At 61.6% G+C, this 16,551-nt stretch carries 18 protein-coding genes; 9 read left to right on the forward strand and 9 right to left on the reverse strand.

The window, feature by feature from the left end; translation table 11 throughout:
* Positions 1–21: 21 nt before the first annotated feature.
* The 4 genes from ACXYMO_RS04110 to ACXYMO_RS04125 form a co-directional block, all read right to left on the reverse strand.
* Positions 22–672, reverse strand: coding sequence for a DUF6778 family protein (locus tag ACXYMO_RS04110; RefSeq protein ID WP_458877384.1), 651 nt, complete (start codon positions 670–672; stop codon positions 22–24).
* Positions 673–792: 120 nt separating this feature from the next.
* Positions 793–2,193, reverse strand: a complete 1,401-nt coding sequence (locus tag ACXYMO_RS04115) for a TRAP transporter large permease (RefSeq protein WP_458877385.1) — start codon at positions 2,191–2,193, stop codon at positions 793–795.
* Positions 2,194–2,196: 3 nt separating this feature from the next.
* Entirely contained in the window at positions 2,197–2,826 is a 630-nt protein-coding gene (locus ACXYMO_RS04120; protein WP_458877386.1) for a TRAP transporter small permease subunit, read from the reverse strand.
* Positions 2,827–2,895: 69 nt separating this feature from the next.
* The gene (locus ACXYMO_RS04125) at positions 2,896–3,912 is read right to left on the reverse strand and encodes a C4-dicarboxylate TRAP transporter substrate-binding protein (RefSeq protein ID WP_458877387.1); all 1,017 of its coding nucleotides are present in this window, start codon (positions 3,910–3,912) and stop codon (positions 2,896–2,898) included.
* 485 nt (positions 3,913–4,397) lie between these two features.
* Here ACXYMO_RS04125 and acs point away from each other — a divergent pair, with 485 nt between their 5' ends.
* The 4 genes from acs (at position 4,398) to ACXYMO_RS04145 (ending at position 8,643) form a co-directional block, all read left to right on the forward strand.
* On the forward strand, positions 4,398–6,374 hold the full coding sequence (acs, locus tag ACXYMO_RS04130) for an acetate--CoA ligase (protein ID WP_458877388.1): 1,977 nt from the start codon (positions 4,398–4,400) through the stop codon (positions 6,372–6,374).
* A 5-nt stretch (positions 6,375–6,379) separates the two neighbouring features.
* Positions 6,380–7,063: an adenylate kinase gene (locus tag ACXYMO_RS04135; protein ID WP_458877389.1), complete on the forward strand. Its 684-nt coding sequence runs from the start codon at positions 6,380–6,382 to the stop codon at positions 7,061–7,063.
* Positions 7,064–7,156: 93 nt separating this feature from the next.
* Complete coding sequence (locus tag ACXYMO_RS04140; protein WP_458877390.1) at positions 7,157–7,657, forward strand: flavin reductase family protein; 501 nt, start codon at positions 7,157–7,159, stop codon at positions 7,655–7,657.
* A 593-nt stretch (positions 7,658–8,250) separates the two neighbouring features.
* A complete protein-coding gene (locus ACXYMO_RS04145) occupies positions 8,251–8,643 on the forward strand; it encodes an SMI1/KNR4 family protein (protein ID WP_458877391.1) in 393 nt (130 codons plus the stop codon).
* Between the two features lie 289 nt (positions 8,644–8,932).
* Here the strand turns inward: ACXYMO_RS04145 and ACXYMO_RS04150 are convergent, their stop codons facing one another.
* From ACXYMO_RS04150 to ACXYMO_RS04165, 4 genes are read right to left on the reverse strand one after another with little or no spacing between them, the layout of a single operon-like run.
* Complete coding sequence (locus ACXYMO_RS04150) at positions 8,933–9,412, reverse strand: DUF6505 family protein (RefSeq protein WP_458877392.1); 480 nt, start codon at positions 9,410–9,412, stop codon at positions 8,933–8,935.
* The gene (locus ACXYMO_RS04155) at positions 9,409–10,119 is read right to left on the reverse strand and encodes a biotin/lipoate--protein ligase family protein (RefSeq protein WP_458877393.1); all 711 of its coding nucleotides are present in this window, start codon (positions 10,117–10,119) and stop codon (positions 9,409–9,411) included. Before ACXYMO_RS04155 ends, ACXYMO_RS04150 begins: the two co-directional genes overlap by 4 nt.
* On the reverse strand, positions 10,116–11,180 hold the full coding sequence (locus ACXYMO_RS04160) for an Mrp/NBP35 family ATP-binding protein (RefSeq protein WP_458877394.1): 1,065 nt from the start codon (positions 11,178–11,180) through the stop codon (positions 10,116–10,118). The genes ACXYMO_RS04155 and ACXYMO_RS04160 overlap by 4 nt, the downstream gene beginning before the upstream one ends.
* Positions 11,181–11,183: 3 nt before the next feature.
* Complete coding sequence (locus tag ACXYMO_RS04165) at positions 11,184–11,378, reverse strand: DUF6494 family protein (protein WP_458877395.1); 195 nt, start codon at positions 11,376–11,378, stop codon at positions 11,184–11,186.
* 68 nt (positions 11,379–11,446) lie between these two features.
* Between ACXYMO_RS04165 and ACXYMO_RS04170 the strand changes: the two genes are divergently transcribed.
* Positions 11,447–12,175 (forward strand): hypothetical protein, encoded by a 729-nt coding sequence (locus ACXYMO_RS04170; protein ID WP_458877396.1) that lies wholly within the window; start codon positions 11,447–11,449, stop codon positions 12,173–12,175.
* Here the strand turns inward: ACXYMO_RS04170 and ACXYMO_RS04175 are convergent.
* Positions 12,169–14,124, reverse strand: coding sequence for a 4Fe-4S binding protein (locus tag ACXYMO_RS04175; protein WP_458877397.1), 1,956 nt, complete (start codon positions 14,122–14,124; stop codon positions 12,169–12,171). The genes ACXYMO_RS04170 and ACXYMO_RS04175 overlap by 7 nt on opposite strands.
* A gap of 359 nt (positions 14,125–14,483) precedes the next feature.
* Here ACXYMO_RS04175 and ACXYMO_RS04180 point away from each other — a divergent pair, with 359 nt between their 5' ends.
* Genes ACXYMO_RS04180 through ACXYMO_RS04195 form a run of 4 tightly spaced genes read left to right on the forward strand, consistent with a single transcriptional unit; the run spans position 14,484 to position 16,523 of the window.
* Positions 14,484–15,014: a DUF3305 domain-containing protein gene (locus tag ACXYMO_RS04180; RefSeq protein ID WP_458877884.1), complete on the forward strand. Its 531-nt coding sequence runs from the start codon at positions 14,484–14,486 to the stop codon at positions 15,012–15,014.
* Entirely contained in the window at positions 15,011–15,658 is a 648-nt protein-coding gene (locus ACXYMO_RS04185) for a DUF3306 domain-containing protein (protein ID WP_458877398.1), read from the forward strand. Before ACXYMO_RS04180 ends, ACXYMO_RS04185 begins: the two co-directional genes overlap by 4 nt.
* The gene (locus ACXYMO_RS04190; RefSeq protein WP_458877399.1) at positions 15,655–16,272 is read left to right on the forward strand and encodes a TorD/DmsD family molecular chaperone; all 618 of its coding nucleotides are present in this window, start codon (positions 15,655–15,657) and stop codon (positions 16,270–16,272) included. Before ACXYMO_RS04185 ends, ACXYMO_RS04190 begins: the two co-directional genes overlap by 4 nt.
* Positions 16,273–16,331: 59 nt before the next feature.
* Positions 16,332–16,523 carry a ubiquinol-cytochrome c reductase iron-sulfur subunit N-terminal domain-containing protein gene (locus ACXYMO_RS04195; protein WP_458877400.1) on the forward strand — a complete coding sequence of 64 codons (192 nt, stop codon included), beginning with the start codon at positions 16,332–16,334 and terminating at the stop codon, positions 16,521–16,523.
* Positions 16,524–16,551: the final 28 nt, after the last annotated feature.

Genomic DNA, 16,551 nt, shown 5'->3' on the forward strand with positions numbered 1-16,551 from the left:
GTGCAGCGTCGCGTTTCTTGATCAGCGGCCGTAGTTGCGGAAAGTTCCGCGAATGTCCGGACCGATGCCCAGCCAACCTTTGAGCACCGCTTCGAGATGCTGGGTCACGCGGGATTTCTGCGTAATCCCCTGTTCCGCCGCAGCAATCGCCGAACTCCCGACCAAAGCGGACAGATCGGCGCGCATGGGCGTGGCCGGCGTCAGTTCGGTGCCGGTGCGTGCATCAACCAGTTGCGCGATGAAACTGATGTTGTGCACCGCACCGGGTGCGCGCGCGCGCGTCTTTGGGGTGACCCCGTGAAATTCAGTCACGACGATATTGAGCACCGCGTTCCGCCCACCCCGCAAGGGGGCCACCGCACGTTTGGCGGCGGTATCGACAATGGCCCGGACCTGCGCACGTCGGTCGCCCGGCGGATCACCGTGCCAGACAATGTCGGCGTCAGGCGTAAACGAGTTCTGGTTGGATACCGTAAGGGTGTCCGGCACCGAAACGCGAACCGACGAAACCCGTAACGTGCGTGTCACTGCCGGGTCCAGAGGCGCCCCGTAATCCACTGCCCATGTCACCGCACAGGCCGCCAGAAAGAAAACCGCAGCAAAGGCCGCAAGCGCGGCTTTCAAAATCCGGACCCCTGCGGAGGGTGCGAATTGAAGCGAGGTCGTTACCATACGAGTCTCCAGACTTTCACAGTTCACCGATTGCCTGCCTAGATACACAAACACGGAGCACCGCACCATAAGAAGGCGCGGCTTAATATTTCATTGTGCCATTCGACGCACAAAATGTGGCTATCCGGCCAGTTGCGGCAGGTAAAGGACAATTCCCGGGAAGGCGACAAGCAAGGCAATCGTGACCCCATCGGCCACGAAGAACGGCGTCACTCCTCGGAACACGTCCTGAACGGTCAGGTCATCGCGGACCCCGGCCACCACAAAACAATTCAGCCCGATGGGCGGCGTGATCAGGCAGAACTCGGCCATTTTCACCACCAGAATACCGAACCAGATCGCACACATTGGACCGCTCATGCCGAACGTGCTGTCCGCGGCGGACACGAATTCGCCGCCATTGAGCGCCATGACAGCCGGGTAGACCACCGGCAAGGTCAACAGAAGCATGCCGATGGCATCCATGAACATGCCCAGCACCGCATAGGCCAGCAGGATACAGATCAGGATCATCATTGGCGACATATCCAACCCGGTGATCCAGTCGGAAAACGCGGCCGGAAGTTCGGCAAAACCGAGAAACCGCACATAGATCAGAACACCCCAGATGATGGTAAAAATCATCACCGACAGTTTGGCGGTTTCCATAAGCGCCGCCTTCAGCTCGGGCCAGCGCATGCCGCGGAAAATGGCCATGCAAAACACGATGAATGCCCCGATGGCGCCGCCTTCGGTGGGCGTGCCCAGTGCTTCGCCAAAGGGGTTGTAGACAAAGAAGATGATGATCACGACAACCAGAACGATGGGCAGCGCCGCAGGCAGGGACGCGAACCGCTGGCCCCAGGTAAAGCCACGCACAGGCGGGCCCACATTCTTGAAGACCATGGCAATGCCGACGATCAGCGCACCATAGACCACCGCGGAAAACACACCGGGCAAGAACCCGGCCAGCAACAGCATGCCGACATTCTGTTCGACGATGATCGCGTAGATGACCAGGATGGCCGATGGCGGGATCAGCGAGGCCAGTGTGCCACCTGCGGCCACCACCCCTGCGGCGAATTGTTTGTTATAACCGATCTTCAACATCTCGGGGATGGCGATACGGGCAAAAACCGCCGAAGTCGCGACCGAGGCGCCAGACACGGCAGCAAACCCCGCCGTTGCAAAAACGGTCGAGACAGCCAGCCCCCCGGGTACCCAGGCGATCCAGCGCTTGGCGGCCTCGAACAGGGCCCGTGTCAGGCCGGCGTAATAGGCGAGGTAGCCGATCAGGATAAAGATCGGGATCAGCGAAAGAACGTCGCTTTGCACCTTGGAATGCGGGATTTGTCCGGCCTGTTTGATGCCGACGGTCATGGCCCATCCCAGATGGTCCCATCCGAAATCGCGCTTGGACCAGAAAATCAGGATCAGCCCGATCAGTCCCGCCAACCCCGCGGCAAACCCCACGCGCATCCCCAGCACGACCATCGCCAGCATGCCAGCCGAGACCCAGATACCCAGTTCTATCGGTTCCATGGTTTATCCCCGCTCGCTCAGCTGTTCGGCTTCGGCTGCGGCCTGACTGGCGACATCCTGAATCATCGGCACCGCGGCGGGGGCCTCAAGCCCAAAGACGAAGGCCCGCCCGAACCCCCAAAGCTGCAACACCAACCGCAGGCTGAGAATGCTGAAGGCCAGTGGCGCAAGCATCTTGGCCGGCCAAAGCGGCAGGTTGATATCGATCGAGCTGTCGCCGCTCCAGTATGGCGCGTTCCAGTTGATCGCACGCACAGCGTGTTCCCATGTGCCCCAGACCAGGGCCAGCATCAGGATCAGGATCAGAAGCACCGACAGGAACTCAGCCGCCCAGAGCAGACGCCCCCGCAGACGACCGATCAGGATGTCCATGCGGATGTGTCCGCCGTCGCGCTGAGTAAAGGAAATGCCCATAAAGGCAATCAGGGGCATCGCCTGTTCGATCAGGTCGATATATCCTGCAAGCGGCGCGTTAAAGAAATAGCGCCCCCCCACGTGAACAACGGCCAGAACCATCAGGCCAAAAACGGCAAGTCCACTGGCCAGCGCCAATAACCGCTCGACGCGCAGCAGCGCCCGATCCAGACGACTGACGAGACTGCCGTCTTCCAACACGGCGGAGGATCCGGCCATGGGGCTACTCCCTGAAATCTATTGAAACGGGCCGCACCTGACGGTCAGGTACGGCCCATGACTGCGGCCTTAGTTGATGCCGCGGGTCTCGTTCAGTGTCTTGATCACCAGATCATAGAGCTCCTGACCGGGCAGGCCCTGCGCTTCCATGTCCGCAACCCACTTTTCCCGGATCGGGTCAGCCGCAACACTGCGGAATTGCGCCAGGGTCTCATCCGAGAATTCGACCTTTTGCACGCCTTTTTCTTCCAGGATCGCATCCCAGCGCTTCAGCAATTCGGCATAGTTGGCCAGGTAGTGGTCGATTGATTCACTCACCGAGCTGTCCAGCGCTTCGCGGTGTGCGTCGCTGAGAGCGTTATAGGCATCGATGTTGACAACAACCGGGCAGTTCACGGTGCCGGGGTTCAGGTTAGCGGTCCACCAGTCGGCCTCGTTGATCGTACCATAGGACAGGTGCGCATGCTGCGCGAAGGCGACCGTGTCAACAACGCCGGAATCCATCGCCTGGAACGCTTCGGTGGCTGTCACGGATGTGGGAACGGCGCCAACCGCCTCGAAGGCATTACCGATGCCACCGGTGGCGCGCACGCGCATTCCTTTGAATTCGCTCAGCTCATCGCGGGGTTCGCCCTTGCCGACGATATTGTACTGCGGCATCGGCGAGGTCATCAGCAGCTTGGCATTCCAGCGCGCCAGATCCTTTTGAACCGCCGGATGCGCATAGACCGCGTGGCTGACCGCCACTTCCTCGGCCAGGGTGTTCACACCGATGAACGGCAGTTCCAGCACGGTGATCGTCGGGTTCTTGTCGCGGTGATAGCCGGCGCAGAACTGGGCCATTTCAAAGGCGCCGATCGAGATGCCATCAAGGTTCTCGCGGTTCTTGGACAGGCCGCCATAGCTGACGTTCATCGTGAATTCGCCGCCGGTTTTCTCGCTGACCAGTTCGGCCAGTTTCTCGACATGTTCGGTAAAGGCACGGCGCTTGCCCCATACTGATACGTTCCACTCAACGGCCATGGCTTCGGCAGTAAAGCTCATACCAATGGCGGCGGCGACAGCGCCGGTCAGCAACTTGTTCATTGAAAATCTCTCCCTTTATGCGCCCCATTCTCCGGGCGCTTGCGGCGAAAGCTAACCTGCAAGTGAAGCGGTGCCAAGCCCCCCAAACCGATCCCCCGGTACAGGGACCGGCGTGAACTGCGGTATTCCGGCGGCGCTGCCCCCGACACCCTCCAAAGGTCGCGAAACAAAATGTCACACCGCCGTTTTGGCCCCGGTTGACGCTGCGACAGGGTGATCAGGGAGAAATTGACCAATCCCGGCGGCCGAACCTTTGACAGTCAAGACGTTATTCCAAAACGACAATTGCGAATGTACTGCTGTCAGATTGACTGCTTTCTACAATCTTGCGAAAAAAATTTACAAGCAAATCGTTTTATTTCGGCGCCTTATTCCTTTATTTTCAGACCCGGCTATTATCTCGCCTCAGGGGGATATGTCCGGCCATGCTGGGCCGAGGACATATCGCTGGCCATTCAGTTACCAGGCAGAGGGAGGAGCCTCTTATGACCAACACTGCGCAATCCGACAAGACACAGTCCACGGTTTACCCGCCGTCTGCCGAGACAGTCGCACGGGCCCACGTGAACGAGGCCAAGTACAACGAGATGTACGCCGCGTCGGTGAACGACTCGGAAGGCTTCTGGACCGAGCAGGCCCAGCGGGTCGACTGGATCAAACCCTTCACCCAGGTCAAAGACGTCGATTTCACCTTGGGCCAGGTCAAGATCAACTGGTTCGCGGACGGTACGCTGAACGTATCGGCCAACTGCATCGACCGTCACCTGGAAACCCGTGGCGACCAGACCGCGATCATCTTTGAACCCGATGATCCGAACGAGGCCGCCCAGCACATTACCTATAAGGAACTGCATCGCCGCACCTGCCGGATGGCCAACATCCTGGAATCGATGGGCGTGCGCAAAGGCGACCGGGTCGTGATCTATCTGCCGATGATCCCCGAAGCCGCTTATGCCATGCTGGCCTGTGCCCGCATCGGTGCGATTCACTCGATCGTTTTTGCCGGCTTCTCGCCCGACGCGCTGGCGGCCCGGATCAACGGGTCCGAGGCCAAGGTCGTCATCACCGCCGACCATGCCCCGCGCGGCGGTCGTCAGACACCGCTCAAGTCCAATGCCGATGCGGCACTGCTGCATTGTTCGGACAAGGTGAAATGCCTTGTCGTCAAGCGCACCGGCGGCCAGACAACATGGGTCGATGGGCGCGACTACGATTACAATGAAATGGCGCTTGAAGCCGATGATTACTGCAAGCCCGCCGAGATGAACGCCGAAGACCCGCTTTTCGTCCTCTACACCTCGGGATCGACGGGTCAGCCCAAGGGCGTCGTGCACTGCACCGGCGGCTATCTGGTTTATGCCGCGCTGACCCATGAGGTGACGTTCGATTACCATGATGGCGATGTCTACTGGTGTACCGCGGACGTCGGCTGGGTCACCGGGCACAGCTATATCGTCTATGGCCCGCTGGCCAACGGCGCGACCACTCTGATGTTCGAAGGGGTGCCGACATACCCCGATGCCAGCCGGTTCTGGCAGGTCTGCGAAAAGCACAAGGTGAACCAATTCTACACCGCCCCCACCGCCATTCGCGCGCTGATGGGTCAGGGAACCGAGTTCGTCGAGAAATGCGATCTGTCCTCGCTGCGCCTGCTGGGCACCGTGGGCGAACCGATCAACCCCGAGGCCTGGAACTGGTACAACGACGTCGTCGGCAAGGGCAAATGCCCCATCGTCGACACCTGGTGGCAGACCGAAACCGGCGGCCACATGATGACCCCCCTGCCCGGGGCCCATGCAACCAAACCCGGCGCGGCACAGAAACCGTTCTTCGGCGTTCAGCCCGTCGTTCTTGACCCGCAGTCGGGTGAGATCATCGAAGGCAACGGCGTCGAGGGCGTTCTGGCCATCAAGGACAGCTGGCCCGGCCAGATGCGCACCGTCTGGGGCGATCACGAGCGGTTCGAGAAAACCTATTTCTCGGATTACAAAGGCTACTACTTCTCGGGCGACGGCTGCCGCCGCGACGCGGACGGCGATTACTGGATCACCGGGCGCGTCGATGATGTGATCAACGTCTCGGGTCACCGGATGGGCACGGCCGAGGTCGAAAGCGCGCTGGTCGCCCACGCCAAGGTGGCCGAAGCCGCCGTGGTCGGGTACCCGCACGAGATCAAGGGCCAGGGCATCTATTGCTATGTAACCCTGATGAACGGCGAGGAACCCTCGGACGATCTGGTCAAGGAACTGCGCACCTGGGTGCGCACGGAAATCGGCCCGATCGCGTCACCGGATGTCATTCAGTGGGCACCGGGTCTGCCGAAAACACGTTCGGGCAAGATCATGCGCCGTATCCTGCGCAAGATCGCCGAGAACGATTTCGGTAGCCTTGGGGATACGTCGACCCTGGCGGATCCGTCGGTTGTCGATGACCTGATCGCAAACCGCGCGACCAAGGGGTAACCGACATGGATGCTGCCGTAACAACCACGCCCGCCGTTCTGATCCTGCTGGGGCCTCCGGGCGCGGGCAAGGGCACGCAGGCCCGGATGCTGGAACAGAAATTCGGTCTGATCCAGCTGTCGACCGGTGACCTTCTGCGCGCCGCTGTTGCGGCAGGCACCGAGGCAGGCAAGGCCGCCAAGGCCGTAATGGAAGCGGGCGAGCTGGTCAGCGACGACATTGTCATCGCCATCCTGCGCGACCGTCTGGCCGAACCCGATTGCGCCAAGGGGGTCATCCTCGATGGCTTCCCGCGCACGACGGTTCAGGCACAGGCGCTGGACAAGTTGCTGGCCGAAAGCGGCCAGCGCATCAACGCCGCCATCAGCCTTGAGGTGGATGACGCCGCCATGGTGACCCGCATCTCCGGGCGCTTTACCTGCGGCGATTGCGGCGAAGGCTACCATGACACGTTCAAGGCACCCAAAGTGGCCGGAACCTGTGACAAGTGCGGCAGCACCAACATGAAACGCCGCGCCGATGACAATGCCGAAACGGTCGCCAGCCGGCTTGAGGCCTATCACGCTCAGACCGCGCCGCTGATCGCCTATTACCGCGACAAGGGTGTGCTGGAGTCGATCGACGCCATGGGCGATATCGATGCCATCGCACGCGATATGTCCGCGCTGGTCGAAAAAGCCACCGCCTGATGAAACGGAAATGACCCGCCCCCACGGGCGGGTCATGGACAATCCTGCCCGCGCATGGCACCTGAGCGTTCAGGAACCCTAACGCGCGAAACAATGTCCGACACTGTCTTTTCCCCCGGCCCCGGCAACGAACGGCCCTATCGCGATGCGTTGGGGTGTTTCGGCACGGGTGTCACCGTGGTGACGACGCTGGGGCCGCGCGGACCCGTCGCAATGACGGCCAATTCCTTTTCCTCCGTCTCGCTCGACCCGGCGCTTGTCCTGTGGTGCCCCGGGAAAAAGTCACAGCGCCACGACGTGTTTGTCGGGGCCGAGCGTTACATCATCCACATCATGGCCGAAGATCAGCAGGATCTCGCCCTGCATTTTGCCCGCACGGGCGAAGCGTTCGAAACTGTGGACTGGGCCCCCACGCCCGACGGGCTGCCAGTACTGGCCGGATGTCTGGCCCGGTTCGAATGCCGCCGCGTTGCCGTGCATGACGCGGGCGATCATTCTATCGTCGTGGGCCAGGTCGAACAGGCCGCCTATCGTCCGGGACAGGGGCTGATGTTCAAACGCGGGCAATACGGCGGGTTTCTGGGGTTGGAATGAACAGCGCCCCAGCCCTGGACCGAAAATCCGTTCTTGCCGGATTTCCTGACCGGCAGAATAGTTACCGGCTCGCTTTTACATCGTTACTGAGTTTGAAACATCAAATGACTTTGATCATCACGTCACATATCCGACCCAAAACTTAGAAATGGAAAAAAGGACCTTGGCACAGCGTGAAGCCAGGGTCTCGATTAAGCCCGATGTGACGGATACTGCGCTGGCTTTTAACGGCAGCGCTGCGCAGGGAGCGGACATTACATCGTCCAGCCTGTCTCCAAAGTTCAATATTGAGGGCGGCGTCGATGTAGCTCTGCGTCCGCCACGCCTGCCTGTCGCCACAGCGGCCCAGCTTATCGCGGGGTCGAACCTGATCGTCAGGGAGCCCTGATGGTTGAGCGCTTCGTTACAGGTTGGTTAGTTCCCAGTCTTGCAGGTCGGAGGTGTCGGTCTGTTCATGCATTCCGGTTATCACGCTGGATGCACGAGATGAGTCTGTCATGGGAATTGTGCAAGAGAGCCCTCTACCGGTATGTTGATCCCAACGGGAAACAGCGTGATTATGGAAAACCAGTTTTGAAGATGGAGGGGGCTCAATGCCTTGGCCTGTAGACGAACAATATGTCGTGGAATGCGAACGCAATTTAGGTATCAGTCTGCCAAAGTCATACCGAGCCTCGATGATTGCCGAAAACGGTGGCGAAGTAATCTGCGACAACGATACGTGGAAATTGCATCCGATCTGGGACAAGTCCGACAAGAAGCGTCTCAAGAGGACAGCAAATGATGTGCTCCGTGAAACAAAAGCCATGCGGGCTTGGTCAGGGTGGCCAGACTCGGCTGTTTGCATTGCCGGGAATGGAACAGGTGATGCATTGTTATTTTTGGCCAATGGCAGCGATTGCGAAACGGCAATACACCGTTGGAACCATGAAACAGGGCAAACAAAAAAAATCCAAGACGACTTCTCAAAGCTGAAAAGAGCTTAGGGTGTCATTCTACATTCGGCCGGAGCAGACCCCAATGACCCCGCGTCCGGGTTCAGACAGTCGCCTCGCCTGACCCGAGAGTCCGGTCATCGCTTCAAATAGAACGAGGGTCCGCTCCCTCCGCATCGCTGCCGGTCAGTGGCGCGGGATCGACTGTACGGTCCGGGTCAGAATTGCCAGACGTTTGGACCAGAACGGCACGTCAGACTGGCAGGGTATGATTCAGAAAGGCCGTTCATCACGTGAAAGATGAGGGACGCTCACACTCGGCACGGGCTGAACGCCGGCCTCACTCGTCCAGCGATCCGTGCACCGCGAACTGGTCGATCCCCGCCTCTTGCGCGGCGATGGTGCGATAGGTTTCCTTGACCCCTGCCTCGGTCAGGTCGCGCGCGACGGTGATCAGGGTGTTGGGATCGTGGTCTTCGCACAGGTCGGCCATATGCGCGATCTCGTCCTGGGCCACGGGCAGCGCCGCCTCAAGCGACGGCGCGCCATAGACATCGACGAAATGCTGCGCCAGCGCCTGTGTCAGTGCGTCGACCTCGGCCTGTTCCACCTGTGTCACGGCAACAAATGTCACCCGGCCAAAGGTTTCGATGCCCAGCCAGCCATTGGCAAAGGCCTGTCGCGCCTTGCCTTCCAGATCGCCCTGCCCCCAGTTCGAAAACTCGAACCCGCCGGAAATGCACCATTCTCCGGTGCGGGCCGGAGAGTGAAAGACATTCATGTCGCTTTCGTCGAAATGGATTGCGCGGGCCAGTTTCATGACGGCTCTCCCAACAGGTGGCTCATCGGTATCAGATGGGTTGTCTTGTCGTCGCGGATCAGCATGCCGAACCGGTCATCAACGCCCAGAAAGGTACCTTTGTGGCCCTCACGTTCCACGGGTTCGCCCACGCCCAGCAACAGCCCCATCCATTCGCTGTGCAGCGGCGCGTTGCCCTCGTCATCCCAGCGGTTGATCCAGACCAGCGTGTGGCGCGCCCAGCTTTCGAGCAGGTGAACAGGGTCCACCTCGGCACAGCCTTCGTCATAAAGCGCCGTGACATCCGGATTTTCCCCCGGATCAGACGCGGTTTGAAGGATCGGCACATCCAGCGCCACGACCAGCCAGTCGGGCACCGCCACCGGATCATCGGTTGACGCCGCGACCCGCAGCGCACCACAGCCCGCGCCGTTGACCTTGATCGCGCCGTCCCATGTCAGATGCACCGCCACCTCGGGCGGGGCCAGTGCGCCCAAGGCGTTCTGAAATCCGACGGCACAGACCGGCAGCATGGCCATGGCCTCCTCAAGCGGAACCTCGGGCGCGAACACGATGGCCGCGCGCAGGCGGTCGGCCTGAACGTTGTGCACGACCGTGCCCCCGTCACACCCCAGCGCCGCCATGGCACAGGCCTTGGCCATCGGATCGGCCGCGCCGGTCACGGCAACGCCGCGCATCAGCGGCGGAAATGTCGGCTCGCCGCTCATGCGTAGCCCTTGGCCACCAGATCCCGCGCCACGGCGCGGAACGCTACCGCCTGCGGGCTGTCGGGTTTGCTGACCACAATCGGCGCGCCGCCATCCGCCGCAAGACGGATATCCAGATGCAGCGGGATTTCGGCCAGGAGCGGAACGCCCAGCTTTGCCGCCTCGGCGGCGACACCGCCGTGGCCGAACACGTGCTCCTCGTGCCCGCAGTTCGAACAGATATGCGTCGACATGTTTTCGATCATGCCCAGAATCGGTGTCTTCATCTGGTTGAACATATCAATGCCCTTGCGCGCATCCAGAAGCGCTACATCCTGTGGCGTGCTGACGATGATCGCGCCATCGACGGCGAATTTCTGGGTCAGGGTCAGTTGCACGTCGCCGGTGCCCGGGGGCAGGTCAATCAGCAGCACATCCAGCGCGCCCCATTGCACCTGAAGCATCATCTGCTGCAACGCGCCCATCAGCATCGGGCCGCGCCAGACAACCGCCTGATCCTCGTTCGTCATCAGGCCCAGCGACATCATGGTGACACCATGGTTGCGCATCGGCAGGATCGTCTTGCCATCGGGCGAGGCCGGCCTCCCGCTGACGCCCAGCATGCGCGGCTGCGACGGGCCGTAAACGTCCGCATCCAGCAGGCCCACACGCCGCCCTTCGGCGGCCAGGGCCACGGCCAGGTTGGCGGCGACGGTGGATTTGCCCACCCCGCCCTTGCCCGAGGCGATTGCCACGATCCGGTCCACACCCGGCACCTTTTGCGGGCCTTCCGGTTCGGCCTTGCGCCCGGCTTTCAGATCGGGCGGCGGCGCCTTCTGGCTGTGGGCGGTCATCATCGCCGATACGCTTTTGACCCCCTCCATCGCCTTGATCCGCGCCTCGGCCTCGGCGCGGGCGGGTTCCATCACCTGCGCCTGTGCCGGGTCGATCTCAAGAACGAAGCGAACGGCGCCGTCTTCGACCGTCAGCGCGCGCACCAGGCCCGCCGCGACAATATCGCTGCCTGAAACCGGGTCGGTGATCTGTTTCAGCTCTGCCAGAACCGCGTCACGTGTGGTCATGGATCAGTCATTCCCCTGAATTGTGCCGGTCACCACATGGTGCACGTCCAGACCGTCGATGGTCAGAACAACCCTGGCCTCGTAACGCTTGCCTGCGGTGTCGCCCGCCTTGCGCAACCCGTCCTCGATGGCCTGCTGGCTGGTCACGCCGACCTGCTTGAGGAACTTGCGCATCGACATGTTGAAATCGTCGCTCATGGCGTTTCTCCTTTGGATGACTTCAGAACAATTGACGCAAACCGCCTTGCCCCCATAGGCTTGGCCTCATGCGTATGTTGCTGTTGTGCCTGACACTGGCGCTGTCCGCCAGCCCCCTCTCGGCCCAGGATACCCTGGGCCTGAGCGCGCCGGATGCGGTGCGCGACAGCGGGTTGCTGAAACACCTGTTGCCACGCTTTTCGCTGAAAACCGGCGTTCGGGTGATCGACGATGCGAGCGGCGCGATGATACTGGCCCCCGATCCGCCCGGTGTGCCGGTGTTTCTGGGCAACGGAATCATCTATCACCTGCGGATTGGCGATGACCCGCGCGCGGCGCAGTTTCGCGACTGGCTGACATCGGACATCGGCAAACGCACGGTAGAAAGTTTTCAACCGGACGGTACGGCGCTCTACTCGGCCAGCATTGACGTGGCAAAGGTCGTCACCGCCCCCGAGATCAGCGGCGACGCCGCTCTGGGGGCCGTGTTGTCGCTGAAACACTGTGGCCGCTGCCACGTTGTCGGCACCGTCAACCAGATGAACGGGATCGGATCGACCCCGTCCTTTGCCGTGCTGCGCAGCCTGCCCGACTGGAACAACCGGTTTGAACAGTTCTTTGTCCTGCGCCCGCATGGCGCCTTTACCCAAATCGCCGACGTGACTGAGCCGTTCGACCCGGAACGCCCGTCGCCGATCGTGCCCCTGCACATGACGCTGGACGATCTGGATGCCATTCTCGCCTATGTGGCGGCTATCGCGGCGGCTGATCTTGGGGCACCGTTGCAAACTCAGTGATCCCGCCGCTTTGAAAGATAATCATCCGTGGTCCGCACCCGCGGACGCTCTCCGCCCTCAAATGGGTTGTTTTCACTGTGAAACTGGGCATTTACGCGGCAATTATCACACATCTGGATCATCCGTGCCTGATCCGAGGTGGCAAACATCGGATGGTTTCCGGCCAGCTTGTCCATGATCCTGTCAATGGTCGATTTCACCCCGAACAACGCGCCGCATTCGATGCAGGCAAACGGTTCTTCCTCGTTCAGCACCTGTTGCGACAGCGCTTTGTCACTCAAATCCAGTTGCGGCTTCAACGCGATGGCGTTCTCGGGGCAGATGGTGGCACACAGCCCGCATTGCAGGCAGGCATCCTCCTGAAACCGCAGTTGCGGCATGTCCGGGTTGTCCATCAGCGCCCCCGACGGACACAGCGATACACAGCTCAGACACAGGGTGCAGGCGTCCGTATCGACCAGAACGGCCCCATAGGGCGCGTTCTCGGGCAGCGGCAGAGGGGCGTCGGCGTCGGGGTTCAGGGCTTGAGCGGACAGGCGGGCGATCTGGCGACGATTGCCCATCGGCATGACCGGCTGAACCGAAACAGGTTTCTTTTCATAAGCATAGAGCGCGTCGCTCATCCGGTCCGTGTCTTGTTCATCCAGCAGGTTCAACCGTCCATCGCCTGCTATGGCCGAGGCCAGCGCCTGTTCCCGCTCCAGCGCGTCGCGCTCGGTCGTCGGGGCCAGCAGGATATCGACCGATGCAAAGCCATGGGCAAGTGCGGCCAGCATTTCGGCATGTCCAAACCCGGAAATGACCGGTAGTTCCAGCGGGATCACATCTGCGGGCAGACCGCGGCCAAACCGGGCCGCAAGGCGGATCATCTCGGCCCCATGGGCATCATGCACCAGCAGCCGCGGCGCGGTGCCGCCAGAGGATGAGAAAGTTCGCGCAAGTGTCTCCAAACGCATTAAAAGATTGGAAACGGGAGGATCCTGATAGGTGATCGCCGTTGACGGGCAAAGCGCCGCGCAGGCCCCGCACCCGGCGCAGATCATTGGGTCGATTGCCACATGATCCCCGTTCGGTGTGATGGCCCCGGTGGGGCAGATGTCCAGACAGTTCGAACACCCGATCTGTTCGGCACGGGAATGGGCGCAAAGCGACTCCTCAAGATTCACGTAAAGCGGTTTTTCGAAAGTACCGGTCAGTTGCGCCGCCTCGAACGCGATGCGCGCGACGGCCAGCGGATCACGCGGATCGGCCCGCAGGTATCCTTCGCGCTTGTGCGGGGCGGGCACCATGGCGGCGTTGCCCGTCAGATCGATCACAACATCGCAGTCGGATGTGCCGCCATCCCGCGGGCTTTCCATGGAAAACCCGCCGCGTCCGGTCGGATCCAACTGCTCAAGCGCGTCGATCTTAACCTGAAAACCACCCAAGGCACCGATCACCCGTTTCAGGCGTCCGCGCACGGTATCAAAGGCCCGGCTAACCGGCGGCTCCTCTGCGTCGGTGATCAGGGCGGTGACGGCCAACAGGCCCGAAAGCTGTTCGGCAAGCGGCAGGATCACGTCCCCCGGCCCTGCGATCAGGCATGTGCCTTCGGAGATCACGTCGAGCGAACGGACCGGCGCCGCCGGCAGCAGCGACTCGGCCACCAGCGCGGCCATCTTGGGCCCGGCATCGTCCGCCTGATCGGACCACCCGGCCCTGTCACGCAGATCGACGAAGGCCGGCGGCTCGGCCCCGAGTTCATCGGCGAGCGCCAGGAACACCTCCTGCTCCTGGGTGCAGGCGATCAGCACATCGCGCCCCGCCACCATTTGTGCGGCCGCGTCGATCTGTGTGGTGCAAAGCGCGCTATGTATGCGCGAACACTTGACATCACAGGCGGCGCCAATGCGTTCGCCGTCAGGCGCCTGCGTGCCCGCACAGTCGCATAAAATCAACGACTTGGTCATTCAATCCTCCCCAACGGCGCCTGACGTCGCAGCCCGCCGAACCGTCGCACCCTAGACACAAGCCCCCGTCGCGGTAAAGCCTGTGATCTTTCGGCCCGATGGCCTGTTTCCCCATCTTTACGAGCGCCCCACGCAGAAGTGAGCCATGCGCCCACCCCGACGATTCAATCCGCCTTTTTCAAAGGTTAGCCCTGTTTCGCATCCGGCTTCCAGCGGAATTGGTCTGAAAACCTGAGCAATTTCGGCTAAAAGGGTTGGCGGTTGCTGATTTCTGTCACATAGTTCCCCCAAGGGCGCCGACAACGAGCGCCCGTTGGGGAGACTGAAACTTGACCAAGACCGGCGCTGTGCAGATCGAGATGCCACTGGGCGTGGTGATCCGCCGCATGCCCGGCGTGACCCGCTGGGCCAAGTGGCATTGGCGCGCGGTTGCGGTGCTGCCCGGGGCCGCACCGGGCGACTGGTTGGAATTGCGCCGCGAAGGCGATGCAATCGAATACCACGCGGCCACCCTGCCCCTGACTCTCCATTCAAGCGATACCGAGGCCTACCTGGCCAACCTGTCGGATCATATTCCGTCGATCTACGTGGTGTTGCGGGACGAAGCCGAGGACGAGGCGCCCTTGCAGGCCGTTCTGGTGACGGCCTCGCCCTATGAGGGTCAGGATTACGCCGACAGCGGCGAAGAGATCGTTGAAAAGGTCCCGATGAGCGAGGGGCTGATCGCCTGGGTGCGCGATTTTGTTCTTGAGCATCACGAGGACGAGGAATTCATCAAACGCCGGCGCGACAGGAAACGCGTGGACCTGCGCGAGGATGGCATCGGGGATGCGCGGATCCGGCAGGCTGCCGACGTCTATCGCGCGCCCGGAAAGCGGGTTGTGCAATGAGCCGGGGCGGAGATTTCTGGTCGCGCCGTCAGGCCGCCGTTCAGGCCGAGGAGGAGGCCGCCGTCGCGGCCGAGGCCGACCGCGAGGTCGAATCCCAGCGCGCCGAGATGGAAGCGCGCGAAGATGCGGAAATCCTGGCCGAGCTGAACCTGCCCGACCCCGACGATCTGAAACCCGGCGACGATGTCAGCGCCTTCATGGCCAAGGTGGTGCCCGACCGGCTGCGCCGCCGCGCGCTGCGTCAGCTTTGGAGGCTGAACCCGGTGCTGGCCAATATCGACGGTCTGGTCGACTACGGCGAGGATTTCACCGACAGCGCCACGGTGGTCGAAAACCTTCAGACCACCTATCAGGTTGGCAAGGGCATGCTGGCCCATATTCAGGAAATGGCCCGCCAGGCCGAGGCAGAGACCGAAGACGACGCATTGCCCGAGGCCGAGCCCGAGATCGAAACCCCTCACGATATGGCGCTGGCGGAGGAGGAAACACCGCCCCCCGCCGCCGAAGCTGAAACGCCGAATCCCGAGAGGGCAGACGAAAACCCCGACGAAAGTCTATACCCGGCGACAGGCGCTACGCGTCGAATGCGTTTTGCGTTCGACGATACTGCGGATAAGCTGACACCAACAACAGGGACGACATGAGCGAAACCGCCGAAAAGACACCACAGACGCCCGTGGCCGAGGAAGACCGGCTGCGCGCGGATTTGTATAATTTTCTGGGGCTGTTGCTGGCGGGCCCGCCCGATCAGCTTTTGCTGGATCAAGCCGCTGGCCTGAGCGGCGACGACAGCGATCTTGGTCAGGCGATCCAGGGTATTGCGAGGGTCGCCAAGGTCACCAAGCTCGCTGCCGCCGAACGCGAATTCAACGCGCTGTTCATCGGGCTGGGCCGGGGTGAACTGCTCCCCTATGCCAGTTATTACCTGACCGGGTTTCTGAACGAAAAACCGCTGGCGCAGCTGCGCGGCGACATGGCGGCACGCGGCATCACCCGCGCGCCCAATGTGTACGAGCCCGAGGATAACATCGCCTCGCTCATGGAGATGATGGCCGGAATGATCGTGGGCCGCTTTGGCACGCCTGCGACCCTTGAGGATCAACGCACATTCTGGAACCGCCATATCGGCCCCTGGGCCGGACATTTTTTCACGGATTTGGAAGGCGCGAACAATTCGGTGTTCTATGCCTCGGTCGGCGCTGCCGGGCGGGTGTTCATGGACATTGAAAAAGACGGCTTTCGAATGACGGCGGGGTGACCTGCCTTTCACCGGCACGAATTCGTGCCACAGCGCGAAACGGAGAAGGAGACGATCCGATGAGCAAACCCAAGGATGACGGCACAAGTCGCCGTGATTTCCTGAAACTGGCCGGAACCGCAGCCCCCGCTGCCGTTGCTGCCGCCGCCCTGAGCGGGACCGAGGCCGAAGCAGCCGAGCTGCCGGTCAACGAAACCCGCATGCAGGACACCGCGCATACCCGCGCCTATCTGGACAGCGCCCGGTTCTGAACCATCGGACGATGTCACCCCCGGCAAA

It is taken from the genome of Arenibacterium sp. CAU 1754, assembly GCF_054482635.1.

Bases quoted from the DNA above. Each gene is read 5' to 3' on its own strand.
- ACXYMO_RS04110 (WP_458877384.1), bottom strand. From the start codon at position 672: ATGGTAACGACCTCGCTTCAATTCGCACCCTCCGCAGGGGTCCGGATT.
- ACXYMO_RS04115 (WP_458877385.1), bottom strand. From the start codon at position 2,193: ATGGAACCGATAGAACTGGGTATCTGGGTCTCGGCTGGCATGCTGGCG.
- ACXYMO_RS04120 (WP_458877386.1), bottom strand. From the start codon at position 2,826: ATGGCCGGATCCTCCGCCGTGTTGGAAGACGGCAGTCTCGTCAGTCGT.
- ACXYMO_RS04125 (WP_458877387.1), bottom strand. From the start codon at position 3,912: ATGAACAAGTTGCTGACCGGCGCTGTCGCCGCCGCCATTGGTATGAGC.
- acs (WP_458877388.1), top strand. From the start codon at position 4,398: ATGACCAACACTGCGCAATCCGACAAGACACAGTCCACGGTTTACCCG.
- ACXYMO_RS04135 (WP_458877389.1), top strand. From the start codon at position 6,380: ATGGATGCTGCCGTAACAACCACGCCCGCCGTTCTGATCCTGCTGGGG.
- ACXYMO_RS04140 (WP_458877390.1), top strand. From the start codon at position 7,157: ATGTCCGACACTGTCTTTTCCCCCGGCCCCGGCAACGAACGGCCCTAT.
- ACXYMO_RS04145 (WP_458877391.1), top strand. From the start codon at position 8,251: ATGCCTTGGCCTGTAGACGAACAATATGTCGTGGAATGCGAACGCAAT.
- ACXYMO_RS04150 (WP_458877392.1), bottom strand. From the start codon at position 9,412: ATGAAACTGGCCCGCGCAATCCATTTCGACGAAAGCGACATGAATGTC.
- ACXYMO_RS04155 (WP_458877393.1), bottom strand. From the start codon at position 10,119: ATGAGCGGCGAGCCGACATTTCCGCCGCTGATGCGCGGCGTTGCCGTG.
- ACXYMO_RS04160 (WP_458877394.1), bottom strand. From the start codon at position 11,180: ATGACCACACGTGACGCGGTTCTGGCAGAGCTGAAACAGATCACCGAC.
- ACXYMO_RS04165 (WP_458877395.1), bottom strand. From the start codon at position 11,378: ATGAGCGACGATTTCAACATGTCGATGCGCAAGTTCCTCAAGCAGGTC.
- ACXYMO_RS04170 (WP_458877396.1), top strand. From the start codon at position 11,447: ATGCGTATGTTGCTGTTGTGCCTGACACTGGCGCTGTCCGCCAGCCCC.
- ACXYMO_RS04175 (WP_458877397.1), bottom strand. From the start codon at position 14,124: ATGACCAAGTCGTTGATTTTATGCGACTGTGCGGGCACGCAGGCGCCT.
- ACXYMO_RS04180 (WP_458877884.1), top strand. From the start codon at position 14,484: ATGCCACTGGGCGTGGTGATCCGCCGCATGCCCGGCGTGACCCGCTGG.
- ACXYMO_RS04185 (WP_458877398.1), top strand. From the start codon at position 15,011: ATGAGCCGGGGCGGAGATTTCTGGTCGCGCCGTCAGGCCGCCGTTCAG.
- ACXYMO_RS04190 (WP_458877399.1), top strand. From the start codon at position 15,655: ATGAGCGAAACCGCCGAAAAGACACCACAGACGCCCGTGGCCGAGGAA.
- ACXYMO_RS04195 (WP_458877400.1), top strand. From the start codon at position 16,332: ATGAGCAAACCCAAGGATGACGGCACAAGTCGCCGTGATTTCCTGAAA.